At 43.1% G+C, this 26,369-nt stretch carries 26 protein-coding genes, 1 rRNA gene and 2 other annotated features; of the genes, 26 read left to right on the forward strand and 1 reads right to left on the reverse strand.

What is annotated here, in order from left to right; genetic code table 11:
* The 9 genes from rrf to ispD form a co-directional block, all read left to right on the forward strand.
* Positions 1 to 88: ribosomal RNA gene (gene rrf, locus CVD28_RS21855) — 5S ribosomal RNA — on the forward strand; the annotation flags it as partial.
* Positions 89 to 472: 384 nt separating this feature from the next.
* Positions 473 to 937, forward strand: coding sequence for a CtsR family transcriptional regulator (locus tag CVD28_RS21860; RefSeq protein WP_180954271.1), 465 nt, complete (start codon positions 473 to 475; stop codon positions 935 to 937).
* Positions 938 to 958: 21 nt separating this feature from the next.
* Positions 959 to 1,513, forward strand: a complete 555-nt coding sequence (locus CVD28_RS21865) for a UvrB/UvrC motif-containing protein (protein WP_101596594.1) — start codon at positions 959 to 961, stop codon at positions 1,511 to 1,513.
* On the forward strand, positions 1,510 to 2,583 hold the full coding sequence (locus CVD28_RS21870; protein WP_101596598.1) for a protein arginine kinase: 1,074 nt from the start codon (positions 1,510 to 1,512) through the stop codon (positions 2,581 to 2,583). Before CVD28_RS21865 ends, CVD28_RS21870 begins: the two co-directional genes overlap by 4 nt.
* Positions 2,584 to 2,602: 19 nt before the next feature.
* Entirely contained in the window at positions 2,603 to 5,044 is a 2,442-nt protein-coding gene (gene clpC / locus CVD28_RS21875) for an ATP-dependent protease ATP-binding subunit ClpC (RefSeq protein ID WP_101596601.1), read from the forward strand.
* Positions 5,045 to 5,278: 234 nt separating this feature from the next.
* On the forward strand, positions 5,279 to 6,664 hold the full coding sequence (radA, locus tag CVD28_RS21880; protein ID WP_101596604.1) for a DNA repair protein RadA: 1,386 nt from the start codon (positions 5,279 to 5,281) through the stop codon (positions 6,662 to 6,664).
* Positions 6,665 to 6,666: 2 nt separating this feature from the next.
* Entirely contained in the window at positions 6,667 to 7,740 is a 1,074-nt protein-coding gene (disA, locus tag CVD28_RS21885; RefSeq protein WP_101596607.1) for a DNA integrity scanning diadenylate cyclase DisA, read from the forward strand.
* Between the two features lie 384 nt (positions 7,741 to 8,124).
* Positions 8,125 to 9,213: a PIN/TRAM domain-containing protein gene (locus CVD28_RS21890; RefSeq protein ID WP_101596609.1), complete on the forward strand. Its 1,089-nt coding sequence runs from the start codon at positions 8,125 to 8,127 to the stop codon at positions 9,211 to 9,213.
* A gap of 51 nt (positions 9,214 to 9,264) precedes the next feature.
* Positions 9,265 to 9,948: a 2-C-methyl-D-erythritol 4-phosphate cytidylyltransferase gene (gene ispD / locus CVD28_RS21895; protein ID WP_101596611.1), complete on the forward strand. Its 684-nt coding sequence runs from the start codon at positions 9,265 to 9,267 to the stop codon at positions 9,946 to 9,948.
* Between the two features lie 70 nt (positions 9,949 to 10,018).
* On the opposite strand, the gene CVD28_RS28295 is transcribed toward ispD, so the two are convergent.
* Positions 10,019 to 10,162, reverse strand: a complete 144-nt coding sequence (locus CVD28_RS28295; RefSeq protein ID WP_180954272.1) for a hypothetical protein — start codon at positions 10,160 to 10,162, stop codon at positions 10,019 to 10,021.
* 177 nt (positions 10,163 to 10,339) lie between these two features.
* On the opposite strand from CVD28_RS28295, the gene ispF reads away from it, so the two are divergent.
* The 17 genes from ispF (at position 10,340) to rpoB (ending at position 26,300) form a co-directional block, all read left to right on the forward strand.
* Positions 10,340 to 10,819 (forward strand): 2-C-methyl-D-erythritol 2,4-cyclodiphosphate synthase, encoded by a 480-nt coding sequence (gene ispF / locus CVD28_RS21900; RefSeq protein ID WP_101596781.1) that lies wholly within the window; start codon positions 10,340 to 10,342, stop codon positions 10,817 to 10,819.
* A gap of 275 nt (positions 10,820 to 11,094) precedes the next feature.
* Positions 11,095 to 12,552: a glutamate--tRNA ligase gene (gene gltX / locus CVD28_RS21905; RefSeq protein ID WP_101596613.1), complete on the forward strand. Its 1,458-nt coding sequence runs from the start codon at positions 11,095 to 11,097 to the stop codon at positions 12,550 to 12,552.
* A gap of 43 nt (positions 12,553 to 12,595) precedes the next feature.
* Positions 12,596 to 12,853, forward strand: a binding site (T-box leader).
* 35 nt (positions 12,854 to 12,888) lie between these two features.
* Positions 12,889 to 13,590: a serine O-acetyltransferase gene (gene cysE, locus CVD28_RS21910; protein ID WP_257985953.1), complete on the forward strand. Its 702-nt coding sequence runs from the start codon at positions 12,889 to 12,891 to the stop codon at positions 13,588 to 13,590.
* Positions 13,580 to 14,977, forward strand: coding sequence for a cysteine--tRNA ligase (gene cysS, locus CVD28_RS21915; protein ID WP_101596619.1), 1,398 nt, complete (start codon positions 13,580 to 13,582; stop codon positions 14,975 to 14,977). Before cysE ends, cysS begins: the two co-directional genes overlap by 11 nt.
* Before the next feature lie 2 nt (positions 14,978 to 14,979).
* Positions 14,980 to 15,396 (forward strand): Mini-ribonuclease 3, encoded by a 417-nt coding sequence (locus tag CVD28_RS21920; protein WP_101596622.1) that lies wholly within the window; start codon positions 14,980 to 14,982, stop codon positions 15,394 to 15,396.
* Between the two features lie 3 nt (positions 15,397 to 15,399).
* Positions 15,400 to 16,140 (forward strand): 23S rRNA (guanosine(2251)-2'-O)-methyltransferase RlmB, encoded by a 741-nt coding sequence (gene rlmB / locus CVD28_RS21925; protein WP_101596624.1) that lies wholly within the window; start codon positions 15,400 to 15,402, stop codon positions 16,138 to 16,140.
* Between the two features lie 4 nt (positions 16,141 to 16,144).
* A complete protein-coding gene (locus CVD28_RS21930) occupies positions 16,145 to 16,654 on the forward strand; it encodes an NYN domain-containing protein (protein WP_101596627.1) in 510 nt (169 codons plus the stop codon).
* 94 nt (positions 16,655 to 16,748) lie between these two features.
* The gene (gene sigH, locus CVD28_RS21935) at positions 16,749 to 17,375 is read left to right on the forward strand and encodes an RNA polymerase sporulation sigma factor SigH (RefSeq protein ID WP_374702561.1); all 627 of its coding nucleotides are present in this window, start codon (positions 16,749 to 16,751) and stop codon (positions 17,373 to 17,375) included.
* Between the two features lie 206 nt (positions 17,376 to 17,581).
* Positions 17,582 to 17,731 carry a 50S ribosomal protein L33 gene (rpmG, locus tag CVD28_RS21940; protein WP_101596632.1) on the forward strand — a complete coding sequence of 50 codons (150 nt, stop codon included), beginning with the start codon at positions 17,582 to 17,584 and terminating at the stop codon, positions 17,729 to 17,731.
* A gap of 51 nt (positions 17,732 to 17,782) precedes the next feature.
* The gene (secE, locus tag CVD28_RS21945; RefSeq protein WP_101596634.1) at positions 17,783 to 17,965 is read left to right on the forward strand and encodes a preprotein translocase subunit SecE; all 183 of its coding nucleotides are present in this window, start codon (positions 17,783 to 17,785) and stop codon (positions 17,963 to 17,965) included.
* A gap of 306 nt (positions 17,966 to 18,271) precedes the next feature.
* Entirely contained in the window at positions 18,272 to 18,805 is a 534-nt protein-coding gene (gene nusG, locus CVD28_RS21950) for a transcription termination/antitermination protein NusG (RefSeq protein WP_101596636.1), read from the forward strand.
* Positions 18,806 to 18,984: 179 nt separating this feature from the next.
* Positions 18,985 to 19,410 carry a 50S ribosomal protein L11 gene (gene rplK, locus CVD28_RS21955; RefSeq protein ID WP_142384812.1) on the forward strand — a complete coding sequence of 142 codons (426 nt, stop codon included), beginning with the start codon at positions 18,985 to 18,987 and terminating at the stop codon, positions 19,408 to 19,410.
* A gap of 113 nt (positions 19,411 to 19,523) precedes the next feature.
* Entirely contained in the window at positions 19,524 to 20,225 is a 702-nt protein-coding gene (rplA, locus tag CVD28_RS21960) for a 50S ribosomal protein L1 (protein ID WP_101596640.1), read from the forward strand.
* 47 nt (positions 20,226 to 20,272) lie between these two features.
* Positions 20,273 to 20,419 (forward strand) — a sequence feature (ribosomal protein L10 leader region).
* 40 nt (positions 20,420 to 20,459) lie between these two features.
* Complete coding sequence (rplJ, locus tag CVD28_RS21965; protein WP_101596643.1) at positions 20,460 to 20,960, forward strand: 50S ribosomal protein L10; 501 nt, start codon at positions 20,460 to 20,462, stop codon at positions 20,958 to 20,960.
* A gap of 73 nt (positions 20,961 to 21,033) precedes the next feature.
* Positions 21,034 to 21,399, forward strand: coding sequence for a 50S ribosomal protein L7/L12 (gene rplL / locus CVD28_RS21970; RefSeq protein ID WP_101596646.1), 366 nt, complete (start codon positions 21,034 to 21,036; stop codon positions 21,397 to 21,399).
* Positions 21,400 to 21,880: 481 nt separating this feature from the next.
* Positions 21,881 to 22,486 (forward strand): class I SAM-dependent methyltransferase, encoded by a 606-nt coding sequence (locus CVD28_RS21975; protein ID WP_101596783.1) that lies wholly within the window; start codon positions 21,881 to 21,883, stop codon positions 22,484 to 22,486.
* Positions 22,487 to 22,718: 232 nt separating this feature from the next.
* Positions 22,719 to 26,300 (forward strand): DNA-directed RNA polymerase subunit beta, encoded by a 3,582-nt coding sequence (gene rpoB / locus CVD28_RS21980; RefSeq protein ID WP_101596649.1) that lies wholly within the window; start codon positions 22,719 to 22,721, stop codon positions 26,298 to 26,300.
* The last annotated feature ends 69 nt before the right edge of the window (positions 26,301 to 26,369 follow it).

Consider the following 26,369-nt stretch of genomic DNA (forward strand, 5'->3'; position numbering starts at 1 on the left):
CCGTTCCCATCCCGAACACGGAAGTTAAGCTCTTCAGCGCCGATGGTAGTTGGGGGATTCCCCCTGTGAGAGTAGGACGTTGCCAGGCAAACGAACGATCAGCTGAAAAGCTGGTCGTTTTTTGCGTTCTTTAAGTAAATTTAGTTGATAAAATAATCTATGCGGGTAAAAATATTTAACCAAATGCCGACAAATTCAGGTATATGACAAAGAGTGCCAAGAATGAGGACTACATCATGGTTTCGTTAAGCGGTCTACGTCGTGATTTGCAGCTGAGGTTTTAACCCAAGTATTTTGGGTATTAACAAGATAAGAGAAAAATAAAAGGCAGCAGATTGATATTAAAATACATAAAATATGGAGAAGATAGGTATATCACCAAAGATGGAAAAATCAAGACGGATTAGTTGCAAAAAATATATCTAGATGTATAATATTAGTCAAATATAGTCAAAGTCAGATTGGGGGGGAGATGGTGAGAAACATATCTGATATTATTGAAAATTATCTTAAACAGATATTGGATATGAGTGAGAAGGAAATACTGGAAATTAAACGCAGTGAGATAGCTGATAAATTTCAATGCGTCCCTTCTCAAATTAATTATGTAATCAATACCCGGTTTACTATGGAACGAGGATATATGGTAGAGAGCAAACGCGGCGGCGGGGGATATATCAGGATTATGAAGGTTCAATCCTATGATTACGCTGAACTGATTGATCAGTTGCTTTCTATTATTGGAACCCGGGTTGCTCAGTCTAGTGCAGAAGATGTGATTGTACGGCTGGTAAATGAAGAGATAATCAGTGAAAGAGAAGCCAAAATTATGTTGAGCGTGATGGACCGGTCGGTAATTTATTTAGAATTGCCGCAGCGGGATGAATTAAGGTCAAGAATTTTAAAAGCGATGCTAACGGCTCTAAAATATAAATAAAGATCTGCAGAGGTGATTTTTGTGATTTGCCAAGAATGTAACCAGAGACCGGCAACCCTGCACTTTACGAAGATAGTTAACGGGGAGAAAACGGAAGAGCACATTTGTGAAAAGTGTGCTCAGGAAAAAGGCGAAATGTTTATGTTCAACGGAGGAGGGAGCTTTTCAATTAATAATTTGCTGGCTGGTTTGTTTAATATGGATCCGGTTTTCCAGCATTCCAACCCCAAGACAATAACAAAGAGTCAAGAAGTTCAATGCCCAGGGTGCAATTTGACTTTTAATGAGTTTACTCAGGCTGGAAAATTTGGCTGTGCCCAATGTTATGAAACTTTTAAAGACCAATTAAATCCAGTTTTAAAAAGACTTCATGGCGGAAACACAGCGCATATCGGCAAAATTCCGGAAAGACTTGGGGGAGGCATTCACCTTCGAAAGAAAATGGATGACCTGAAACAAATACTTAAAGATGCTATCGACAACGAAGAGTTTGAGAAAGCTGCAGAGCTGCGCGATGAGATACGCTCCCTCGAAAAATCCATGAAAAAGGGTCATGAAGGGGGCGAAGAGTCATGAGTGTAGAGGATTTTCTCAAGCAAGCAATGAGTTCCTGGATGAATGAAGAGGGACCTGACTCTGATATTGTACTAAGCTCAAGAGTTCGGCTGGCCCGGAATTTCAGAGACTATAAATTTCCTACCTTACTGGCTCATGACGAAGCCCAGCAAATAATCAAACTGGTAAATAGCAGACTCGAAAAAGAAGATGCTCCGGAAGTTGGAAACCTGGAACTCCTTAACATGAATACTCTGCAGCCGTTAGAAAAAAGAGTGCTTGTTGAGAAGCACGCCATAAGTCCTCATCTGGCAGAAGACTCGCTATATGGCGCTTGCCTCTTATCTAAGGATGAGAAGGTTAGCATCATGATCAATGAGGAGGACCATATCAGGATTCAATGCCTGCTGCCAGGTTTGCAGCTGCCGGAAGCTTTGCAAATGGCGAATAGAATGGACGATTGGATTGAAAAGCAGGTAGATTACGCTTTTGATGAAGACTTTGGCTATTTAACTAGCTGCCCAACTAACGCAGGGACGGGGTTGCGGGCCTCAGTGATGATGCATTTGCCAGGACTGGTACTAACTCACCAGATGAACCGTATTATACCGGCAATTAATCAGTTAGGTCTCGTCGTAAGGGGTATTTACGGGGAAGGAAGCGAAGCATTAGGCAATATTTTTCAGTTTTCCAACCAAATTACACTTGGCAAATCTGAAGAGGATATCGCTGAAGATTTAACAAGCGTTGTCCAGCAAATTATTGCTCAAGAAAGGTCCGCAAGGGAAGCATTAGTTAAAACATCCAACATACAATTAGAAGATAGGGTATATCGCTCTTTTGGAATTTTAACGAATGCACGGACAATCGAAACGAAAGAAGCCGCGAAATGCTTGTCCGACTTAAGGCTGGGTATTGATTTAGGCTATATCAATAATGTTAGCAAAAATATTCTCAGTGAGTTAATTATTTTCACACAGCCCGGTTTTCTGCAACAGTATGCCGGAGGAGCACTGAGACCGTATGAACGGGATATTCGCCGTGCCACGTTAATTCGTGAGCGCTTAAATCTAGATATAAATGAAAAATAAGCAAGGAGGAAACTATACTATGATGTTTGGCCGTTTTACTGAGAGAGCTCAAAAAGTATTGGCATTAGCACAGGAAGAAGCAATCCGTTTAGGTCATAATAATATCGGTACAGAACATATCTTGCTCGGCTTAGTTCGAGAGGGAGAGGGTATTGCTGCGAAGGCTTTGTACGCTCTAGGGCTAGGTGCTGAAAAGATCCAGAAAGAAGTAGAAAACTTGATTGGACGGGGTCAGGACACTGCCCAAACTATTCATTATACGCCAAGAGCTAAAAAAGTTATTGAACTGTCAATGGATGAAGCTAGAAAGCTTGGACACTCCTATGTCGGTACAGAGCATGTTCTTTTAGGCCTTATCCGTGAAGGAGAAGGTGTAGCAGCCAGAGTGCTCAACAACCTTGGTGTAAGTCTAAATAAAGCGAGACAGCAAGTCCTGCAACTGCTTGGGAGTAACGAAGCAGGAGGACATCAAGGAAATTCATCTGCAGCTGCAAGTACACCAACTCTTGACAGCCTAGCACGTGATTTGACTGCAATTGCACGGGAAGGAAGCCTTGACCCTGTCATCGGAAGAAGCAAGGAAATCCAGCGTGTAATCGAGGTTTTAAGCCGTCGTACGAAAAACAATCCGGTACTGATCGGCGAACCGGGTGTGGGTAAAACAGCTATTGCTGAAGGGCTGGCACAGCAGATTATCAATAACGAGGTGCCTGAAATTCTCCGTGACAAGCGTGTTATGACGCTTGATATGGGTACAGTTGTAGCGGGTACAAAATACCGCGGTGAATTTGAGGATCGTTTGAAAAAGGTAATGGATGAAATCCGGCAAGCCGGAAATATTATTTTATTTATTGATGAGCTCCATACATTAATCGGAGCAGGCGGTGCTGAAGGTGCCATTGATGCTTCTAACATTTTAAAGCCATCGCTAGCACGCGGCGAGCTGCAATGTATCGGTGCGACTACTTTGGATGAATATAGAAAGTACATTGAAAAGGATGCTGCCCTAGAACGTCGTTTCCAGCCTATCCGTGTGGATGAACCAACAGCTGAGGAATCCATTCAAATTCTTCAAGGCCTTCGGGACAGATATGAGGCACATCATCGTGTTTCCATCACTGATGAAGCGATTGAGGCTGCTGTAAAGCTTTCTGACCGTTATATTTCTGACCGTTTCCTTCCTGATAAGGCGATTGACTTGATTGATGAAGCCGGATCCAAAGTTCGCCTTCGTTCTTATACAACACCTCCAAACTTGAAGGAGCTTGAGCTGAAACTAGAGGAAGTACGTAAGGAAAAGGATGCCTCTGTACAAAGCCAGGAGTTTGAAAAGGCCGCTTCTTTACGTGATACTGAGCAACGCCTGAGAGAACAGTTAGAAGAAACAAAGAAAACATGGAAAGAAAAGCAGGGACAGGAAAATAGCGAAGTAACAGTAGATGATATTGCAAATGTTGTCTCCAGCTGGACTGGTGTGCCTGTAACTCGCCTGGCGCAAACGGAAACAGATAAGCTGTTAAATATGGAAGAACTGCTGCACTCCCGTGTTATTGGACAGGAAGAAGCGGTTAAGGCAGTTGCGAAAGCAGTACGCCGCGCCAGGGCAGGTCTAAAAGATCCTAAACGGCCTATCGGGTCATTTATCTTCCTTGGACCAACTGGTGTGGGTAAGACGGAGCTTGCACGGGCGCTTGCTGAGTCTATTTTTGGTGATGAAGATGCTATGATCCGCATCGATATGTCCGAGTACATGGAGAAGCATTCAACTTCACGGTTAGTAGGATCCCCTCCTGGATATGTGGGTTATGATGAAGGCGGACAATTGACTGAAAAGGTAAGAAGAAAGCCATATTCTGTTGTTCTGCTTGACGAAATTGAAAAAGCTCATCCTGATGTATTTAATATCCTTCTTCAAGTTTTAGAGGATGGAAGGCTGACTGATTCAAAAGGACGTACAGTGGACTTCCGAAATACGCTTTTAATCATGACATCTAATGTTGGTGCAGATGTGCTGAAGCGCAATAAATATGTTGGTTTCAATATCCAGGATGAGAGCCAGGATTATAAGGATATGAAAGGGAAAGTAATGGAAGAGCTGAAAAAGGCTTTCCGCCCTGAATTCCTTAACCGGATTGACGAAACAATTGTATTCCACTCTCTTGAAAAGAAACATCTTAAAGATATCGTTACACTCTTATCTGAGCAGTTGACAAAGCGTTTAAAAGAGCAGGATATTCATCTTGAGCTTTCCGATGCGGCCAAAGAGAAAATTGTCGAGGAAGGGTTTGATCTGGAATATGGTGCCCGCCCGCTGCGCCGTGCGCTTCAAAAGCATATTGAGGATCATCTCTCTGAAGAGCTGCTGAGAGGAAATATCCAAAAAGGACAGAACGTGTTAGTTGATGTTGAGGATGGCAACTTTAAGGCTAGGCCGGTACAAGAGTCCTCTGTAGCTAAATAAAATAACATTTTTGCAAAAGAGGCGCCCGACTATCGCCTGACCCTTGCCCATCACAAAAAATAATGTCTGGTACGCCGGCTTTATTATTGTGATGGAGGGGTTAGGATCTATTCAATGGGTCAGCCTCTTTTTTTGTTTTAACAGCAGGAAGGATTAAAGGCAGAACATGTTTAATTAACTTTACATCAGGCATTTCTAAAGAATGAAAGAATTGCACAAAAAGAGGTAGAAATAATGGTAAAAAAGAAGACGAGTTTTGTTTGTCAATCGTGCGGATATGAATCTGCCAAATGGATGGGGAAATGTCCGGGCTGTGGTGAATGGAATAAGATGGTTGAAGAAGTGGAAATCGTCAAGCCATCTAGAAGGGGAGCCTTTACACATTCGGATGCTGCTGGAGCAGCGGTTCGGCAGAAGGCTGAACCAATAACAAAGGTAGAAGCTTCACAGGAACCCCGTATAAAAACTGATTTACGAGAGCTGAACAGGGCGCTTGGCGGCGGAATTGTTCCAGGGTCACTTGTATTAATCGGCGGTGATCCGGGAATCGGAAAGTCTACCCTTTTGCTGCAGGTTTCTTCTCAGCTTGCTAGGAAACAACAGAGGGTGCTTTATATATCTGGAGAAGAATCGGTTAAACAAACGAAGCTTAGAGCAGACCGCCTTGGGGTATCATCGGATCAGTTATACGTGTTTTCGGAAACAGATATGGATTTTATCCAGCAGGGCATTGATGAAGTTCAGCCGGATTTAGTAATTATTGATTCCATCCAAACTGTTTTTCAATCAGAAGTAACCTCCGCTCCGGGAAGTGTATCCCAGGTTCGTGAATGTACAGCGACTCTCATGAGAATTGCCAAAACACGGGGAATTGCCATTTTTATTGTGGGGCATGTGACCAAAGAAGGAGCCATTGCGGGACCAAGGCTGCTTGAGCACATGGTGGATACAGTTCTTTACTTTGAAGGGGAAAGGCATCATACGTACCGGATTCTACGCGCTGTTAAAAATCGTTTTGGATCCACTAATGAAATGGGGATTTTTGAAATGAAGGAAGGCGGTTTGGAAGAGGTCGAAAATCCATCAGAAATTTTCCTCGAGGAACGATCTCAAGGAGCTGCTGGTTCAACTGTAGTCGCCTCCATGGAAGGAACCCGCCCAGTCCTCGTTGAAATTCAGGCGCTGATTTCACCGACAAGCTTCGGTAATCCGAGGAGAATGGCTACCGGAATTGATCATAATCGGGTGCCTTTGCTGATGGCTGTGCTGGAAAAACGGGTGGGGCTTTTACTGCAGAATCAGGATGCCTATTTGAAGGTTGCGGGCGGAGTGAAGCTGGATGAACCTGCTATTGATCTGGCGGTGGCTGTCAGTATCGCCTCAAGCTTCCGTGACAAACCCACCCGCCAGACGGATTGTATTATTGGGGAAGTTGGTTTAACTGGGGAAGTAAGAAGGGTATCAAGAATCGAACAGCGTGTGCAGGAAGCCGTTAAGCTTGGCTTTGAACGGGTTATCCTTCCTGCCAATAATCTTGGCGGCTGGACGGCACCGAAAGGCGTTGAAATTATAGGAGTCTCAACTGTGTCGGAAGCACTTCGGCATGCTTTGGGAGGGTAATTATGACCGATAAAAAGGCATATGAAAAAAAGAAATCCGATATTTTACAGCTGGTCGCACCCGGAAGCCCTTTAAGAGAGGGTATTGATAATGTCCTTAGGGCGAATACGGGCGGGCTGATTGTCGTTGGTTATAATGAACGGGTTAAAGCCATTGTGGATGGCGGTTTTACCATTTCCTGCACCTGCACTCCCAACAACCTATATGAGCTGGCAAAGATGGATGGAGCTATTATTTTAAACGAAACTGGAGAAAGAATCATCCTTGCTAATGCGCAGCTTGCTCCCGATACTATGATCCCTTCGACAGAGACGGGAATGCGGCATAGGACAGCGGAACGGGCAGCAAAAGAAACAAAGGCCTTGGTTATAGCGATATCACAAAGAAGGAACGTAATTACGCTATATCAGGGAAATTTTCGATACGCTTTAAAAGATATTGCTGTAATTCTGTCCAAAGCTAATCTGGCAATCCAAACACTTGAAAAATACAAATCTGTACTAAACCAAAGCATAATAGAACTGGGGCTTCTGGAGTTTGAAGAGCTTGTGACCTATACAGATTTACTAAAAGTTTTTCACCGCTACACTATGGTCTTGCGCATTAAGGGAGAATTAAGTTCCTATTTGAATGAACTGGGGACTGAAGGGCGTTTAATCCGTCTCCAAATGAACGAGCTACTGGCTGATCTGGAGGAGGAAGGAAGCCTGATTATTAAGGATTATGCCTTTGAAAAGTCCATCAATACAAGGGAAGTAATTGTTCGGCTTCAAGAGCTTTCGCAGCAGGAAATGCCAGATGATCATATTTTAATGAAGATACTTGGATATAACGGGTACATACATTTGGATGAAAGTATTATGCCGCGCGGTTACAGAATTCTTCATAAAATCCCCCGCCTTCCCGGTCTGATTATCGAAAATCTGGTTCTCCAATTTGAAAATTTGACCAATGTTATGGGTGCTTCCGTTGCAGAATTGGATGAAGTAGAAGGCATTGGGGAAGTGCGAGCACGCAAAATAAAGGAAGGCTTAAGACAGTTAAGAATCCAGCTGCTTGCGGAGACCAAAATGTAACGTACTCCTCCCTCTTATTTTCTGTAGTGAATGAATCCTTCTTTTCCAATCTTTTGGTAAAATACGGTGTATAAATTTTGACACTAAATTATAAGGGTGCTAGGCTTAAATTAACAGCTGACATAGGGAAGAGCACCCTTCCATTACACAGCTGCAGTAATCTTCACTGCTGGATATATATCATTTGGCTTTTTATCACGTTGGTGAAAAAATTATCGTGCCATAGAGTCATTTCGTTGGATTTCAGAGATTGGCTTTGATTGACAAAGTTTTTGTAGGGCAGGCTAGGTTGACTGAGCCATTACGCTAACAAATATAAAAACATAGTGAAATCGGGTTTCTTTTTAAATTATTTGTTTATAATGATTAAAAGGAGGTGAAAGGATGTTAAAACGCATTATACAGGCATGCTTTTTAATAACAGGTGGGACACTCGGTATTTTTCTTATTCCAGAATTATTAACTTTAGTCCATGCAGATGATATTGCAATTATAAACAATCCTTATGTAACTGGTATTTTGGGCGGAATTATATTTTATCTTTTGACTTTTTGGGCAGTAGACCATGTCGAGCACTTTATAAAATGGATAGAAGAACTTCTGGTTAAAGCGCCGATTACAGACATCATATTTGGCAGTGTCGGTTTGATGGTCGGTTTATTTGCCGCTTTCCTGGTAGGGTTTGCCTTAAACGCTATTCAGGTGCCGGTCTTCAATACTGTTGCGCCTATTTTGCTAACGCTGCTATTCGGTTATCTTGGGTTCCAGGTCGGTTTCAAGAAACGGGATGAATTATTATCTCTTTTCTCAAAAAATGCTAAAAAGAAAAACCATGAAACTGAAGATGCCGCCGAGACGGACAGTTCAAAGATTAAAATCCTTGATACAAGTGTAATCATCGACGGCAGGATTGCGGATATTTGCCAGACTGGTTTCCTTGAAGGGACGATCGTTATTCCGCAATTTGTTCTGGCTGAACTTCAGCATATTGCAGATTCTTCTGATGCACTAAAACGAAATAGAGGTCGAAGAGGACTGGATATCCTAAACCGCATCCAAAAGGAATTGGCGGTTAAGGTGGAAATGTATGAAGGGGATTTTGAAGACATTCAGGAAGTAGACAGCAAGCTTGTCAAGCTGGCAAAAATCACAAATGGGATATTGGTTACAAATGATTTCAATCTGAATAAGGTGTGCGAATTTCAAAATGTTGCCGTTTTGAATATCAATGATCTTGCGAATGCTGTCAAGCCTGTTGTCCTTCCGGGAGAAGAAATGAACGTCCAGGTGATTAAGGATGGAAAAGAACAGAATCAGGGCGTAGCTTATCTTGATGATGGCACAATGATCGTCGTTGAGGGCGGACGTGATCATATTGGCAAACGCATAGATGTGCTTGTGACTAGTGTGTTACAGACATCAGCAGGCCGGATGATCTTTGCTAAGCCGAAGCTTTTGGAAAAAGCGCTATAAACAGGACTGATAGCACGGGTCCAATGCAAGTAAAAAGGTGGAGAGAATTGGATGCGTTATGAAGTGATTATCCCTGCAGCCGGTCAGGGGAAAAGAATGAAGGCTGGCAGGAACAAGCTTTTTATCGAGCTCTCCAATGTGCCCATTATTGTATACACACTTCGGATATTTGAGGAAGATCCTGATTGCCTGGGGATTATTCTTACTATTAACCCGGAGGAAGAAGCAATCTTTCAATCCATTATCGATACCTACCAGCTTAGAAAGGCGATCAAGTTCATTTCTGGTGGACAAGAACGCCAGCAGAGCGTACGAAACGGCCTCCAACACGTTTCAGCTTCGGAATTTGTGCTCGTTCACGATGGGGCCAGGCCTTTCATTAATAGGACTTTAATATCGGAACTAACAAAGGCCGCTTTCCAGCATGGGGGTGCCATTCCAGGGGTTCCGGTGAAAGATACGATTAAAAAAGCAATGAATAACACGGTGGAAGAAACCGTAGAGCGTTCTAGCTTGTGGGCTGTTCAAACCCCACAGGCTTTTCGCTTTTCAATTCTCAAGCGGGCGCATGAGGAAGCTGAAAAAGCAGGCTATTTAGGGACGGACGATGCCAGCCTTTTAGAAAGAATCGGTGAAAAGGTTGTTATTGTTGAAGGTGATTATGATAATATCAAAATTACTACACAGGAGGATTTGTATTTTGCAGAAGCAATTCTCCGAAAAAATCAAAGGTAATAAGAAATACGCAAGCGCCCTGATCAGAGGAACGTCGACTAAGGTTCGGCAGGGTTGTAACTTTAACCCGTTACAGCCTCCGTATTGTGCCAAACGTTGACGCCAGCACATCCTCCTTCCAAGGATGAACGGCTAAGTTCGCCACTTCCTCACAAAGCTGACGCTTTGTTTCGTGCGATGTATAGCTGCCGATGCATTCCTTGTCCGGTGACAACGCCGTTCTGACCCACATCCCGTGGGCCTAAGCACAAGATGAGCCTTGGAAGAAGGTGTTTTTTGCCTTCTGTAAAGGATTGGCTTATGACCTCGAGAGGCTGGGCGCTGGAGCTAGACACCAATGTATGTTGAAAAAGTTATACTTTCATGTCTTTTAGGAAATGGAGTGAGACAGATGTTTCGGATCGGCCAGGGATTTGATGTACATCAATTAACAGAAGGCCGCCCTTTGATTATCGGGGGGATTACTATTCCGTATGAAAAAGGGCTGCTTGGGCACTCGGATGCTGATGTGTTATTGCATACAATAGCGGACGCCTGCCTTGGGGCAATTGGAGCGGGGGATATTGGCAAGCATTTTCCTGATACTGATCCCGAGTTTAAGGATGCTGACTCGGCTAAATTGCTTCAGCATGTGTGGAAGCTTGTCAAAGATCAGGGCTTTGTCCTGGGCAATATAGATTGCACCATCATCGCACAAGCACCTAAGATGGCTCCCTATATTGGAAAAATGAAAGAGCGCATTGCCGAATTGCTTGAGGCTTCAGAGAGCCAGATCAATGTTAAGGCCACGACAACTGAAAAGCTGGGATTTACCGGCCGCGGCGAAGGAATTGCTTCCCAGGCTGCCGTGCTGCTAATGAAAGAAAACTAGCACAAGCAATCCTTTATTCTAAGGACTTTCGATGTTAAAATGTACGTTAGATTAGAAAAACTCGCTGATTGCCGAGCCTGTAAGGCGAAGACAGAGGCGTAGTTGAGGCCCGCACGATGTGGGTCGCACAGGATTTGCCGCAGGACGTGGCAAACTTAGCCTGTGGTTCCGCTGTATGCGGATGGAAAGCAGGAAATTACTCTTTTACTTAGCAAAATTTTTGTACTTTCCTATCCGCGAAAAAGATAAGAGATGTATCTTAGGAGGATCAATACATGAACAGTGAAATTCGTGTTCGTTATGCACCAAGTCCTACAGGACATTTACATATTGGGAATGCACGGACAGCATTATTTAACTATTTATTTGCCCGCAATAAAGGCGGTAAATTTATTATCCGGATTGAAGATACCGATTTAAAGCGCAATATTGCAGGCGGTGAGGAAAGCCAGCTTAAGTATTTAAAATGGCTGGGAATGGATTGGGATGAAAGCATTGATGTCGGTGGAGAGTATGGTCCGTATCGCCAATCCGAACGGATTGATATGTATGAAAAGCTTTATAGCGAGCTTCTTGAAAAAGGCCTTGCTTATAAATGCTACTGTACGGAAGAAGAACTTGAAGCCGAGCGCGAAGCACAGATGGCAAAAAATGAAACTCCGCAATACTCAGGGAAATGCCGTCATTTGACTCCAGAAGACCGGAGCAGACTGGAAGCGGAAGGGCGAAAGCCAAGCATCCGGTTCCTCGTTCCAGCTGGAAAAACCTATCAATTTAATGACATGGTTAAGGATGAAGTGGCGTTTGAATCCGACGGTATTGGTGATTTTGTTATCGTGAAAAAAGATGGTATTCCTACGTACAACTTTGCTGTAGCTGCAGATGACCACTTAATGAAAATTTCACATGTGCTGCGGGGGGATGACCATATCTCCAACACGCCAAAGCAGCTGATGATTTATGAGGCGTTTGGATGGGAGCCGCCGATTTTCGGACATATGACTCTTATAGTAAATGAAAGCCGGAAAAAGTTAAGCAAGCGGGATGAATCAATTATTCAGTTTATCGAACAATATGAAGAGTTGGGCTATGTCCCGGAAGCCCTATTTAATTTCATCGCCTTGCTGGGGTGGTCACCTGCCGGAGAAGAAGAAATCTTCTCGAAGGAAGAATTCATCAAGATTTTTGATGCAGACCGATTGTCAAAATCTCCTGCGCTATTTGATCAGCAAAAGCTGGCTTGGATGAACAACCAATATGTCAAGCAGCTTGAACTGGACCGGGCTGTTGAAATAGCTTTGCCTCACTTGGTTAAGGCAGGCAAGGTATCTGCAAATATCGACACCCGGGAAGCAGAGTGGGTACGCAGCCTGATTGATCTGTATCAGGAGCAAATGAGCTACGGAGCGGAAATCGTAGGGTTATCTGAATTATTTTTCAGAGATGAATTGGAATATGAAGAAGAAGCGAAGGAAGTTCTCGCTGAGGAACAGGTGCCTGAAGTAATGCGCGCCTTCCTTCAGGAAATTGAGAACCTGGAAGACTTCTCCGCTGAGGAAATCAAAGCAGCCATAAAAGCGGTACAAAAGAGCACAGGCCAAAAGGGCAAGAAGCTGTTTATGCCAATCCGTGCTGCGGCTACCGGGCAAACACACGGGCCGGATTTGCCTAAGGCTATTTCCCTGCTGGGTAAAGAAAAAATCGGACAGCGCCTGAAAACAATTTTAAGTTAACATTTTCAGGGAAATATAATATAGTATTAATTAATCTTACAATGATAATGCGTTGATGAGGAGAAGTAGGACAACGAAGCTTTTAGAGAGAACCACATTTTGCTGAAAGTGGTTTAAGCCCCTCGTTTCTGAAATGCACCTCTGAGTCTTTAGCTGAAAATGCTTTTTTAGGGAAGTAGGCTAAGGCGGCACCCGCCGTTACAGGGTTAAGTTGGGAATGGAAGCTAAGTTATCCGGATTGATCCGGCAGCAGGGCATACATTTCAAACAGAGTGGAACCGCGCCGATAAGCGTCTCTGTCTTTTGCAGAGGCGTTTTTTTTGTTGCCCGATTTTTATCTCAAATACTACAAATGAAGGAACCAGGAGGGGAGAAAGCGTGTTTAAAATGTTAAAGGAAGATATAGAAGTGGTCTTTGACCAAGATCCCGCTGCCCGCAGTTATTTAGAGGTAATTCTGACATACTCAGGTTTACATGCAATATGGAGCCATAGACTTGCTCATGCATTCTACAGACGGAAGTTTTTTTTCCTTGCAAGGGCTATTTCACAGATAAGCCGCTTTTTTACCGGTATTGAAATCCACCCTGGTGCTACCATTGGCCGCCGCTTTTTTATTGACCATGGCATGGGTGTGGTCATTGGGGAGACATGTGAAATCGGTGATAATGTGACGGTGTTTCAGGGTGTAACATTAGGCGGTACTGGAAAAGAAAAAGGAAAACGCCACCCAACTATTAAGGATAATGTTCTGATTGCAACAGGAGCCAAGGTGTTGGGATCGATTATAGTTGGAGAAAATTCTAAAGTAGGTGCCGGTTCAGTAGTATTGAAGGAAGTGCCTGCCAACTCGACTGTTGTTGGAATACCAGGCAAGGTGGTTATCAGGGATGGAGTAAAGGTAGGAAAAGATTTAAATCATTGCGATCTTCCAGATCCAACCGGAGACCGGTTTAGAGTATTGGAAACAGAAATCGCTTTATTAAAAAAGGAATTGGAAAAGGTAAAAATAGAAAGGGGCCATAAAGTTGGCAATTAAACTGTTTAATACGTTAACCAGACAAAAAGAAGAATTTACGCCTTTAGAAGAAGGAAAAGTAAAAATGTATGTCTGCGGCCCGACAGTCTATAATTATATTCATATAGGAAATGCAAGACCTGCTATCGTTTATGATACAGTACGCCGGTACCTGGAATACCGAGGCTATGAGGTTAAATACGTATCTAACTTTACCGATGTTGATGATAAGCTGATCCGTGCCGCTAAAGAGCTTGGCGAGGATGTGCCATCCATTTCAAAGCGGTTTATAGAGGCTTATTTCGAAGATGTTAGCGCACTCGGCTGCAAACGGGCCGATACTCACCCGACAGTTATGGAAAATATGGATATAATTATAGAATTTATTTCAGCCCTGATTGAAAAGGGGTTTGCCTACGAATCAGAAGGGGATGTATACTACAGAACCCGTAAATTTGACGAATACGGCAAGCTGTCTCATCAATCCGTTGATGAACTAAGAGTGGGCGCGAGAATTGAAATCGGGGAGAAAAAGCAGGACGCTCTTGATTTTGCCCTCTGGAAAGCCGCTAAAGATGGAGAAATCTCTTGGGATAGCCCGTGGGGCCAAGGCCGGCCGGGCTGGCATATTGAATGCTCGGCAATGGTACGGAAATATCTTGGAGATACGATTGACATTCATGCGGGAGGCCAGGATTTAACGTTTCCTCACCATGAAAATGAAATTGCCCAATCAGAGGCATTAACAGGCAAAACGTTCTCGAAATATTGGATGCATAACGGGTATATTAATATAGATAATGAAAAAATGTCTAAGTCCCTCGGTAATTTTGTCCTGGTTCATGACATTATTAAACACCATGATCCACAGGTTTTGCGGTTCTTTATGCTTTCTGTACATTACAGGCATCCAATTAACTATAGCGAAGGGTTATTGGCAGATATGAAAGCGGGACTGGACCGGATAAAAACATCCTACCAAAATTTACAGCACCGCCTTGAAGCAAGTGCCGGCTTAACGGATTCACAACAGGAATGGATGCAAAAAATTAAAAGTCTGCACCAGGAATTCATTACGGCTATGGACGACGATTTTAATACTGCAAACGGAATTTCAGTCTTATTCGAATTATCCAAGCTGGCTAACTATTACTTGATGGAAAAAAATACAGAAATAGAAGTAATCGAAGCCTTTATCAAAGAATTTGAGGACCTGTTTAGCGTGTTGGGCCTTAATCTTAAAACTGAGCAATTATTGGATGCGGAAATTGAAGCTCTGATTGAAAAGCGGATACAGGCAAGAAAAGACCGGAATTTCCAGTTGTCTGATGAAATCCGTGACCAATTGAAAGCGATGAATATTATCCTTGAAGATACACCACAAGGTACACGCTGGAAAAGAGGATAACAATGCTCCATTATGAAAATAAAGTTGATGAAAAGGTACTGAACAGCCTGGCTTTGGCTTATATGGGTGATGCTGTATATGAAACATATATACGGCATCACCTGCTTCAAAAGGGCAGAGTGAAGCCGAATCTGCTGCATAAAGAAGCTACTAATTTTGTTTCGGCGAAAGCTCAGAGCAAAGCAATTCACTATCTCCTGGATAACGGTGATCTTTCAGAGGAAGAAAAGGCTGTTGTACGAAGAGGGAGAAATGCGAAGTCAGGCACGGTACCTAAGAATACAGATGTGCAAACATACCGTTATGGAACTGCTTTTGAAGCTTTGATGGGATATCTTTACCTCTCGGGGCGAATTGGGAGGATGGAAACCATTATAGAGGCATCCATTCGATTTTTAGAAGAAGAAAAGGGGGTATGACCCATGAGTGAAGAATATATCATAGGGAGAAATCCTGTTCTTGAAGCACTTCGGTCTGAGCGTGAAATCAATAAGATCTGGATTGCTGAAGGCTCGCAAAAGAGCCAGGGCCAGCTTATTGCCATGGCCAAGGACCGCAATGTTTTAGTACAAGTAGTTCCACGAAGAAAAATTGACCAAATGGCAGAAGGAAATCACCAAGGTGTTGTAGCCCATGTCGCTGCTTATACGTATGCCGAGATGGATGATTTATTCGCGAGAGCCGAATCCAGGAATGAAGCACCTTTCTTCCTGCTGCTGGATGAAATAGAAGATCCGCATAACTTAGGATCAATTATGCGGACGGCTGATGCGGTAGGAGCCCATGGAATCATTATTCCAAAGCGCAGGGCTGTTGGTTTAACTGCAACAGTTGCGAAAGCTTCCACCGGGGCGATTGAATACATTCCTGTGGTCAGGGTCACCAATATGGCAATGGCTGTGGAGGAATTAAAAGGCCGCGGTGTATGGATTGTCGGGACGGATGCAAAGGGAACAGATGATTACAGAAATATGGACGGGAAAATGCCAATCGGCCTTGTCATAGGCAGCGAGGGAAAAGGAATGGGGCGCCTGATCAAGGAAAAATGCGATTTTTTAATCCGCATGCCAATGGTAGGAAAAGTAACCTCGCTAAATGCTTCTGTTGCAGCAAGTCTGCTTATGTATGAGGTTTATCGAAAAAGAAACCCTTTAGGGGAATAGCGGCATGAACATCTTATTGGTAGACGGTTACAATATTATTGGGGCCTGGCCGGAGCTAAGAGCGTTGAAGGATCATGATCTTTCAGCGGCCAGGGACCGATTGATTGAAAGAATGGCTGAATACCAAGCATATACTGGATACCGGGTAATCATTGTTTTTGATGCACATTTCGTTCCAGGTACAGAAAAAAAATTTAAAAATTATAAAGTTGAAATTATTTTTACCAGAGAAAATGAAAGTGCAGATGAACGGATTGAAAAGCTTGCAATTGACTTGAATAATATTAAAACTCAAATCCATGTTGCGACCTCTGATTTTACAGAGCAATGGGTTATTTTTGGACAAGGGGCCCTCAGGAAATCAGCGCGGGAGCTCTTGGATGAGATGAATCATGTTAACGGAGAGATTGAGAAAAACGTAAAAAAGACAATCGAAAAGAAGCCAGCCTCAAAAATCCCTCTTAGCAGTGAAGTGGCAGAAATTTTTGAAAAATGGCGCCGCGGGAAGCTCTGAGCGGTTGACGGTGAATTTTTCACTGCTGTATAATGTTTCTATATGTGTGTACGGTCAGGGGGATTGACTTGTGGTTGCGAACTTCGAAGTAAAGCTGAATGATAAGTATGCAGAATTGGAAGACGATAATCTTGTGGATTTAGCACATAAGGGCGACAGTGAGGCTCTTGATTATCTGATTCATAAATACCGCAACTTTGTACGTGCAAAAGCCAGGACCTATTTCTTAATTGGCGCCGATAGGGAAGATATCGTTCAGGAAGGCATGATCGGCCTTTACAAGGCAATTCGAGACTATAAAGGGGACAAGCTGTCTTCCTTTAAGGCATTTGCTGAGCTTTGCATCACAAGGCAAATTATTACTGCGATTAAAACAGCCACCCGGCAAAAACATATCCCTCTTAATTCCTACGTTTCCTTAGATAAGCCAATCTATGATGAAGAGTCGGACCGGACCTTGCTGGACATCATTTCCGGGGCCAAAATCATGGATCCGGAAGAGCTGATCATCAACCAGGAAGAGTTTGACGATATCGAATTAAAGATGTCGGAGCTGTTAAGCGATTTGGAAAGGAAAGTACTTTCCCTTTACCTTGATGGACAATCCTACCAGGAAATTTCTGAAGAATTAAACCGCCATGTCAAGTCAATTGATAACGCTCTCCAGCGGGTTAAAAGAAAGCTGGAACGATACCTCGAAGTAAGAGAGGTCAGCCTGTAGCAAGGAGAGAGCGGCTATTCCAAAGAAAGTTTTTTAATAGCGGATGAAGCAACGGCATTTTTTTACAGAATGATATATTCTGAAGCAGAAAATAAAGTGAATTTAGCCCTCCTTCCTATGTCCGGGCTACACTTTTAGTTGTTGACAATAAAAGTAAGCCATGTTAAAGTTTTGAGGACGTACAGAAGCTTGGCAGGTGTAATTATATGAGAAAGAAAATTGTGCTGTCTTGTACCGGATGCGGTTCAAGAAACTACAGTTCTGAAAGCAACAAGGATACGAAATCCGAACGCTTGGAAATAAAGAAATTTTGCAGTACTTGCAATGCCCATACGGTTCACAAAGAAACAAAATAAGTTTGCTTAATAGATTATCAGTGCTATCCCTACTGGTTGGAGGTTACAATCATGAATCGCTTAACCGACTTCTTCGGCGGTGTCGGCCGTGAGATGAAAAAGGTAAGCTGGCCTAGAAAAAAGGAGCTTACAAGATATACGGTCATTGTTTTAACTACAGTTACGATCATGGCTGTTTTTTTTGCTGTTATTGATTTAGGAATTTCAAGTATTATTCGCTTGGTTCTTGAATAAGAGATTTAAAAAACAGTTATAATAGTGATAGAATAATATGTGTTATATAGAAAAGCCCGGAGACGGGTTTTTTAATTTGTCTTTTTTTACCACATGAGGAAGTGTGTGTTTTTTGGGCAAGTGCTGATGTCTAGCTGTGCTGGCGTCGACGTTTGGCGCAGGACGTGCCAGACCTTAGTCGACGTTCCTCTGTCCGGGCGCTTGCGCTTTTCTTGTGTGGAAAGTAATGGTTCTATTGGATTCCCGATACAGGGCAGCTATATCAAAATAGAGTAAGGGGAGGGAAGGACGTAAGAGTCCTAATGAATGGAAAAAAATTGGTATGTTGTACACACATACTCCGGTTACGAGAACAAGGTAAAAACTAACCTAGAAAAACGGGTAGAAACAATGGGCATGCAGGATAAAATTTTCCGCGTTGTAGTCCCTGAAGAAGAAGAAACCGAAGTTAAAAACGGTAAGAAGAAAGTGCTGAAAAAGAAAGTTTTCCCTGGATATGTTTTAGTTGAAATTATCATGACTGACGATTCATGGTATGTGGTCCGCAATACGCCGGGAGTTACCGGTTTTGTTGGTTCTGCAGGCCACGGTTCTAAGCCGACTCCGCTTCTTCCGGAAGAAATTGATTTTGTCCTCAAAAGGATGGGAATGGAAGAGAGACGGATGGAAATTAATCTTGAGCTTGGTGAGACTGTCCGTGTGAAGGAAGGTCCATTCGCTAATTTCACCGGCTCTGTTGAAGAGCTTGATAAGGATAAGTCAAAGGTTAAAGTATTGGTGAATATGTTCGGCCGCGATACACCGGTAGAACTTGATTTTGATCAGGTTGAAAAATTATAAGCCGAAAAAACTTGAAATCATTTTAAAAAAATGTTAATATTTCAAAGGTCAGTATGTCTCGATTGGGAGATCTGAACTTTATTGAAACATTCTTTATTTAACATATAAAGAATTAATATGAGTGGGAGGGTAAAAAAACCCTATTACCACATCACGGACTTAATAAGGAGGTGTGTCCCGTGGCTAAAAAAGTAATTAAGATGGTAAAGCTGCAAATTCCTGCAGGTAAAGCGAATCCAGCACCGCCAGTTGGTCCCGCTTTGGGTCAAGCCGGTGTTAACATCATGGGATTCTGTAAGGAGTTTAACGCTCGTACAGCAGATCAAGCAGGTCTAATTATCCCTGTTGAAATCACGGTATTCGAAGACCGTTCATTTACATTTATTACGAAAACTCCGCCTGCTGCAGTATTGCTTAAGGTTGCAGCTGGAATCGAGTCAGGTTCTGGTGAGCCAAACCGTAATAAAGTTGCGACAGTCAAGCGTGATAAAGTGCGTGAGATTGCTGAACAAAAAATGCCGGATCTAAACGCTGCAAACGTTGAGTCTGCAATGCGTATGGTTGAAGGTACTGCTCGCAGCATGGGAATCGTTATCGAAGACTAATCCGTGCTGATGTAAATGTTTTGCTACGGGGGTTGCGGTGTTTTAACAATATCGCAACCTTTATTCGTGGGAGGTTATTCCGCTAAAACCACAATATAGGAGGATTTTATATCATGGCTAAAAAAGGTAAAAAGTTTCAAGAAGCTGCAAAGCTAATTGATGCAGCACAAGCTTATTCCGTAGGAGAAGCTGTTGAACTAGCAAAAAAAGCTAACTATGCAAAATTTGACGCGACTGTTGAAGTTGCTTTCCGTTTAGGAGTAGATCCAAAGAAAGCTGACCAGCAAATCCGTGGAGCAGTTGTGCTTCCAAATGGAACTGGTAAAACTCAGCGTGTATTAGTATTCGCAAAAGGTGAAAAAGCAAAAGAAGCTGAAGCAGCTGGTGCTGACTTCGTAGGCGATACTGACTACATCAACAAAATCCAGCAAGGCTGGTTTGATTTTGATGTAATCGTTGCTACTCCAGACATGATGGGTGAAGTTGGTAAGCTTGGTCGCGTATTGGGACCAAAAGGCTTAATGCCAAACCCTAAAACTGGAACAGTAACTTTTGACGTTACGAAAGCTATCGGTGAAATCAAAGCTGGTAAAGTAGAATACCGCGTTGATAAAGCTGGTAACATCCACGTTCCAATTGGAAAAGTATCTTTCGAAGACAGCAAACTTGTTGAAAACTTCACTACTATTTTCGACACAATGCAAAAAGCTAAGCCTGCGGCTGCAAAAGGAACTTACATGAAGAACATCTCTGTAACTACTACAATGGGCCCTGGTGTAAAGGTAGATCCTGCTTCTTTCACTGCAAAAAAATAATTTGACATTACAAAGTCATTATTGTTATAATAGATTTTGTTGTTAATAAATGAATATCATTTGTACCGTAGACAGTAGGTGCTCACTATGAGCTTAATTTCCTGCCGAGGTAATTTCGATAATATAGTCTTTGACTATGATTTTGATTTTACTGCCTTCATGTCTGCTAGATATGAAGGCTTTTTTATGGACGGTATAGATGTGTTTCAAGCAAATCTAATAGGAGGTGTAAGGATGAGCAGCGTTATTGAACAAAAGAAACAAATCGTAGAAGAGATTGCTGACAAATTTAAATCAAGCAAATCAACGATCGTAGTTGACTACCGCGGATTGACTGTTGGAGAAGTTACTGAACTTCGTAAACAGCTTCGTGACGCAGGCGTTGAGTTCAAAGTTTACAAAAACACATTGACTCGCCGTGCAACTGAGGCCGCTGAACTTTCTGGTTTAAACGAATCTCTAACAGGTCCAAACGCAATCGCGTTTTCAACTGAAGACGTAGTTGCACCAGCGAAAATCCTTAACGATTTCGCTAAGAAACATGAGGCTCTTGAAATCAAAGCCGGTGTTATTGAAGGCAACATTGCAACTGTTGAAGAAGTTAAGGCACTTGCCGATCTTCCATCACGCGAAGGCTTGCTGTCTATGCTACTTTCCGTGCTTCAAGCACCAATTCGCAATCTTGCTCTTGCTGCAAAAGCTGTTGCAGACCAAAAAGAAGAACAAGGCGCGTAAGCTGACTTTCAGTTTTAACCTTTCGTTTTAAAAAAACTATAAACTAACAATATCCTTAAGGAGGAACTATACAATGACTAAAGAACAAATCATTGAAGCAGTTAAATCTATGACTGTTTTAGAACTTAATGACCTTGTAAAAGCAATCGAAGAAGAGTTTGGTGTAACTGCTGCTGCTCCTGTAGCAATGATGGGCGGAGCTGCTGCTGGCGGCGCTGCTGAAGAGCAAACTGAATTTGACGTAATTCTTGCATCTGCAGGCGACCAAAAAATCAAAGTTATTAAGGTTGTTCGTGAAATCACAGGACTTGGTCTTAAAGAAGCAAAAGACCTTGTTGACAACACTCCAAAAGCTGTTAAAGAAGGCGCTTCTAAAGAAGAAGCTGAAGAAATCAAAGCTAAACTTGAAGAAGTTGGAGCTGGCGTTGAAGTTAAGTAATGCTGCATAAATAAAAAAAGCTCGCTACTTTAGCGGGCTTTTTTTGACTTCCAAAACAATTGGGTCCGAGTGGCCGAATTCAAAAGCAAATAAAGCTTGGTGGAGATGTATGGTTTAGTAATCTAGCTATCGCGGCTGAGTCATTCGCTTGGAACCTTTATGTTTTCTCTCCGGCAAGCAAACTCTTTTTACATTCTTCTAATGCCGTGTATATAATCGGTAAATAAAGTGTAACTTCTTCAATATAAACTACTGTCTAGCTCCAGCGCCCAGCCTCTCGAGTGTTGTAACCAAGTGCCGTCACAACCTTGGTTATAAACCAATTGTTACGGAAGGCAAAGTGCCTTCCGTCTGCACTTGTCTTATGTTTGTCGGAGGCCCACTCGACGTGGTTCAGAACGGCGTGGCCACAGGACGTGGCGACTCTAGCCGTTCATCCTTTGTCTGGGCGCTTGTGCTTTTCTTGATAGGAGGAGAAGACTTGACAGAACATTATTATTCTAAAAATCCCGAAACAGTAAGCAAACCGCTTTACTGGAATTTTGAGCTAAAGGGCCGGAATTTCCGTTTTAAAAGTGACAGTGGAGTATTTTCCAAAAACGAAGTTGATTTTGGTTCCCGGCTTCTTATAGAAACATTTGAACTAAATCACGAAATTGATGGAGATATTTTGGATGTTGGGTGTGGCTATGGTCCAATTGGACTTTCTATTGCCTCTGCCCACCCCAGCCGAACTGTTCATATGGTTGATATTAATAGCAGGGCGGTTGAACTTTCAAAGGAAAATGCCCGAGCCAACGCCATCGATAATGTTGTAATCTATGAAAGCGACCAGCTTGAAGCGGTTAAAAAGCAGGGGTTTGCTGCTATACTGACTAATCCGCCAATACGGGCAGGGAAAAAGGTTGTTCATGAAATTTTTGAACAGAGCTATGAATATTTAACTAAAGGCGGAATGTTGTGGGTAGTCATCCAAAAGAAACAGGGAGCTCCATCCGCCATGGAAAAAATAGAGCAGCTTTTTGGAAATGCAGAAGTAATAGTTAAGAAAAAAGGCTACTATATACTCTCAGCTAAAAAGGTTTGACTCTATTTTTTGCCTATGTTATAGTTATAAAATGCATATATATAATTTCCAGTATCTATGCATTTTTTTGTGTAGTACGTATAAAAATGGATAATCTGGAAAAAATATATAAATAATAGTTCGAGTTGTGTGAAATAGTGGTTTTTTTATCAAAAACCATTTTCTTTTTGTCTAGCGGGATATCCCGGTAGGCAATAGATCCTTATTACGCTTGATTTGAGGGGTGAATCTGTTGACAGGTCAACTTGTTCAGTATGGACGACACCGCCAGCGCAGAAGTTATGCAAGAATTAGCGAGGTCCTAGAGTTACCGAATTTAATCGAAATCCAGACTGCTTCTTATCAATGGTTTCTTGATGAAGGGTTAAGAGAGATGTTCCAGGATATTTCTCCAATTGAAGATTTTACTGGTAACTTGGCTCTTGATTTCATTGATTACAGCTTAGGAGATCCAAAGTACTCCGTAGAGGAATCAAAAGAGCGGGATGTTACATATTCGGCTCCACTTCGTGTGAAGGTACGTCTTGTTAATAAAGAAACAGGGGAAGTAAAAGACCAGGATGTATTCATGGGTGATTTTCCTCTAATGTCAGAAACGGGTACCTTTGTCATCAATGGTGCAGAACGGGTAATCGTTTCTCAGTTAGTGCGTTCACCAAGTGTTTATTACAGCGGGAAAATGGATAAAAACGGGAAGCGTGGTTTTAATGCAACTGTTATTCCTAACCGCGGTGCTTGGCTTGAATATGAGACGGACGCCAAAGACATAGTTTATGTGAGAATTGACCGTACAAGAAAACTGCCGGTAACGGTGCTTCTTCGTGCGCTTGGTTTTGGTACCGATCAGGAAATCATCGATTTAATCGGCGATAATGAGTATATCAGAAATACTCTTGAAAAAGATAACACTGAAAGCGCAGAGAAAGCTTTGCTGGAAATCTATGAGCGCCTCCGCCCTGGTGAACCGCCAACGGTTGAGAATGCAAAAAGCTTATTGGTGACGCGCTTCTTTGATCCAAAAAGATACGACCTAGCAAATGTAGGCCGCTATAAAATTAATAAAAAGCTTCATATAAAGAACCGCCTATTCAACCAGAAAATAGCCGAAACATTAGTGGACCCTGAAACTGGGGAAATCATTGTGGAAAAAGGGACGCTTCTTGACCGCCGTACCCTGGATCGGATTATTCCTTCCCTTGAAGCTGGGATTGGTTTCCAAACCTTTAATCCGGCAGGCGGAGTTGTAGAAGAAGAAACACTTCTTCAGTCTATTAAGATTTATGCTCCAAGTGATGCTGAAGGTGAAAAAGTAATCAATGTAATTGGCAATGCTTATGTTTCAGACCAGGTTAAGAATATTACACCTGCTGATATCATTTCTTCCATCAGTTACTTCTTTAACTTGCTGCATCAGGTTGGTGACACAGACGACATTGACCATTTAGGGAATCGCCGCCTTCGTTCTGTAGGCGAGCTGCTCCAAAACCAATTCAGAATTGGTTTATCACGGATGGAACGCGTTGTACGCGAAAGAATGTCTATTCAGGATACAGCAACCATAACACCACAGCAGTTAATTAATATACGTCCAGTTATTGCTTCAATGAAGGAGTTCTTCGGAAGCTCCCAGTTGTCTCAGTTCATGGATCAGACAAACCCGTTGGCTGAGTTGACTCATAAACGCCGTCTGTCTGCGTTAGGACCTGGCGGATTAACCCGTGAGCGCGCAGGCTTTGAAGTTCGTGACGTTCACTATTCTCACTATGGCCGCATGTGTCCAATTGAAACTCCTGAGGGACCGAACATTGGACTTATTAACTCCCTTTCCAGCTATGCAAAGGTAAACCGGTTCGGATTCATTGAGACACCTTACCGCCGCGTAGATCCGGAAACCGGGAAAATTACAGAGAACATTGATTACATGACTGCTGACGAAGAGGACAACTATGTAGTTGCCCAGGCGAATGCCCGACTATCTGATGATGGTTCATTTGTTGATGAAGATATCGTAGCCCGTTTCCGAGGTGAGAACACAGTTGTTCCGCGCGACCGCGTGGATTACATGGATGTTTCGCCGAAGCAGGTAGTATCTGCCGCAACAGCTTGTATTCCTTTCCTTGAAAACGATGACTCAAACCGTGCACTAATGGGAGCGAACATGCAGCGTCAAGCAGTTCCCCTTATGCAGCCGGAAGCTCCACGGGTTGGTACGGGTATGGAATATGTATCCGGTAAAGACTCAGGCGCAGCTGTCATCTGTAAGCACGATGGAATCGTCGAGCATGTGGAAGCCCGTGAAGTTTGGGTACGCCGCGTCAAAGAGGTCGACGGTCAGGAAGTCAAAGGCGATTTAGATAAATACCGCATGCTTAAATTTATTCGTTCCAACCAGGGAACATGCTATAACCAGCGCCCAATCGTCAGTGTCGGCAACCGGGTTGTGAAAGGAGAAATCCTTGCAGATGGTCCTTCGATGGAAAAAGGTGAATTAGCGCTTGGCCGTAATGTTCTTGTTGCCTTCATGACTTGGGATGGCTATAACTATGAAGATGCGATCATCATGAGCGAACGCCTTGTAAAGGATGATGTGTATACTTCTATTCATATTGAAGAATATGAATCTGAATCCCGTGATACGAAGCTTGGACCTGAAGAAATCACACGTGACATCCCGAACGTCGGGGAAGACGCGCTCCGCAACCTTGATGAGCGCGGAATCATCCGTATCGGTGCTGAAGTAAAGGACGGAGACCTTCTCGTTGGTAAAGTAACGCCAAAAGGTGTCACTGAACTAACAGCTGAAGAACGCCTGCTTCATGCCATCTTTGGTGAAAAAGCACGTGAAGTCCGCGATACATCGCTTCGTGTTCCGCACGGCGGCGGCGGTATCGTATTGGATGTTAAAGTCTTTAACCGTGAGGATGGAGATGAGCTTCCGCCGGGAGTAAATCAACTAGTCCGTGCGTATATTGTTCAAAAACGTAAAATCTCTGAAGGAGATAAAATGGCGGGGCGCCACGGTAACAAGGGTGTTATCTCGCGCATCCTTCCTGAAGAAGATATGCCATTCCTTCCGGATGGCACTCCGGTAGACATCATGTTGAATCCTCTAGGGGTTCCATCGCGTATGAATATCGGGCAGGTATTGGAGCTTCATCTTGGGATGGCAGCAAGAGCCCTCGTAATTTACGTTGCATCGCCTGTATTTGACGGTGCCCGTGAAGAAGATGTATGGTCTACCATCGAAGAAGCAGGAATGGCTGCTGATGCAAAAACAGTATTATATGATGGCCGTTCGGGTGAACCGTTCGATAACCGCGTTTCTGTCGGCGTCATGTATATGATCAAGCTGGCTCACATGGTTGATGATAAGCTTCATGCCCGTTCAACTGGACCTTACTCTCTTGTTACGCAGCAGCCTCTGGGCGGTAAAGCTCAGTTCGGCGGACAGCGTTTCGGTGAGATGGAGGTTTGGGCTCTTGAAGCGTATGGTGCGGCTTATACACTTCAGGAAATCCTTACCGTTAAGTCGGATGACGTTGTTGGGCGTGTGAAAACATATGAAGCCATCGTCAAAGGCGAAAACGTTCCAGAGCCTGGTGTTCCAGAATCATTTAAAGTATTGATAAAAGAACTTCAAAGCTTGGGTATGGATGTCAAAATCATGTCAGCAGAAGATAAAGAAATCGAGATGCTCGACACAGAAGATGATGATGACGCAAATCAGGCAGATACCCTGACTCTTGATGCTGAGAGCAAGGATCTGGTCGCAACTGAAACGGGAACGAAATCTAATCCGGTCATAACAGACTGATATATAAGCGAAAAACAATCAAATAGCTTCACGATAAGTCAGGTTAGAGTAGAACCTGAGATTAAAGGG

The sequence above is a fragment of the Bacillus sp. M6-12 genome, assembly GCF_002860285.1.
Taxonomy (GTDB): domain Bacteria; phylum Bacillota; class Bacilli; order Bacillales; family DSM-1321; genus Peribacillus.

Coding starts and splice junctions, on each gene's coding strand:
- CVD28_RS21930 (WP_101596627.1), top strand. CDS start 16,145: ATGAACATCTTATTGGTAGACGGTTACAATATTATTGGGGCCTGGCCG.
- ispD (WP_101596611.1), top strand. CDS start 9,265: ATGCGTTATGAAGTGATTATCCCTGCAGCCGGTCAGGGGAAAAGAATG.
- rplA (WP_101596640.1), top strand. CDS start 19,524: ATGGCTAAAAAAGGTAAAAAGTTTCAAGAAGCTGCAAAGCTAATTGAT.
- disA (WP_101596607.1), top strand. CDS start 6,667: ATGACCGATAAAAAGGCATATGAAAAAAAGAAATCCGATATTTTACAG.
- radA (WP_101596604.1), top strand. CDS start 5,279: ATGGTAAAAAAGAAGACGAGTTTTGTTTGTCAATCGTGCGGATATGAA.
- rlmB (WP_101596624.1), top strand. CDS start 15,400: ATGAGTGAAGAATATATCATAGGGAGAAATCCTGTTCTTGAAGCACTT.
- secE (WP_101596634.1), top strand. CDS start 17,783: ATGAATCGCTTAACCGACTTCTTCGGCGGTGTCGGCCGTGAGATGAAA.
- rpmG (WP_101596632.1), top strand. CDS start 17,582: ATGAGAAAGAAAATTGTGCTGTCTTGTACCGGATGCGGTTCAAGAAAC.
- CVD28_RS21890 (WP_101596609.1), top strand. CDS start 8,125: ATGTTAAAACGCATTATACAGGCATGCTTTTTAATAACAGGTGGGACA.
- gltX (WP_101596613.1), top strand. CDS start 11,095: ATGAACAGTGAAATTCGTGTTCGTTATGCACCAAGTCCTACAGGACAT.
- rplJ (WP_101596643.1), top strand. CDS start 20,460: ATGAGCAGCGTTATTGAACAAAAGAAACAAATCGTAGAAGAGATTGCT.
- CVD28_RS21860 (WP_180954271.1), top strand. CDS start 473: ATGGTGAGAAACATATCTGATATTATTGAAAATTATCTTAAACAGATA.
- rplL (WP_101596646.1), top strand. CDS start 21,034: ATGACTAAAGAACAAATCATTGAAGCAGTTAAATCTATGACTGTTTTA.
- CVD28_RS21920 (WP_101596622.1), top strand. CDS start 14,980: ATGCTCCATTATGAAAATAAAGTTGATGAAAAGGTACTGAACAGCCTG.
- ispF (WP_101596781.1), top strand. CDS start 10,340: ATGTTTCGGATCGGCCAGGGATTTGATGTACATCAATTAACAGAAGGC.
- nusG (WP_101596636.1), top strand. CDS start 18,272: ATGGAAAAAAATTGGTATGTTGTACACACATACTCCGGTTACGAGAAC.
- clpC (WP_101596601.1), top strand. CDS start 2,603: ATGATGTTTGGCCGTTTTACTGAGAGAGCTCAAAAAGTATTGGCATTA.
- CVD28_RS21870 (WP_101596598.1), top strand. CDS start 1,510: ATGAGTGTAGAGGATTTTCTCAAGCAAGCAATGAGTTCCTGGATGAAT.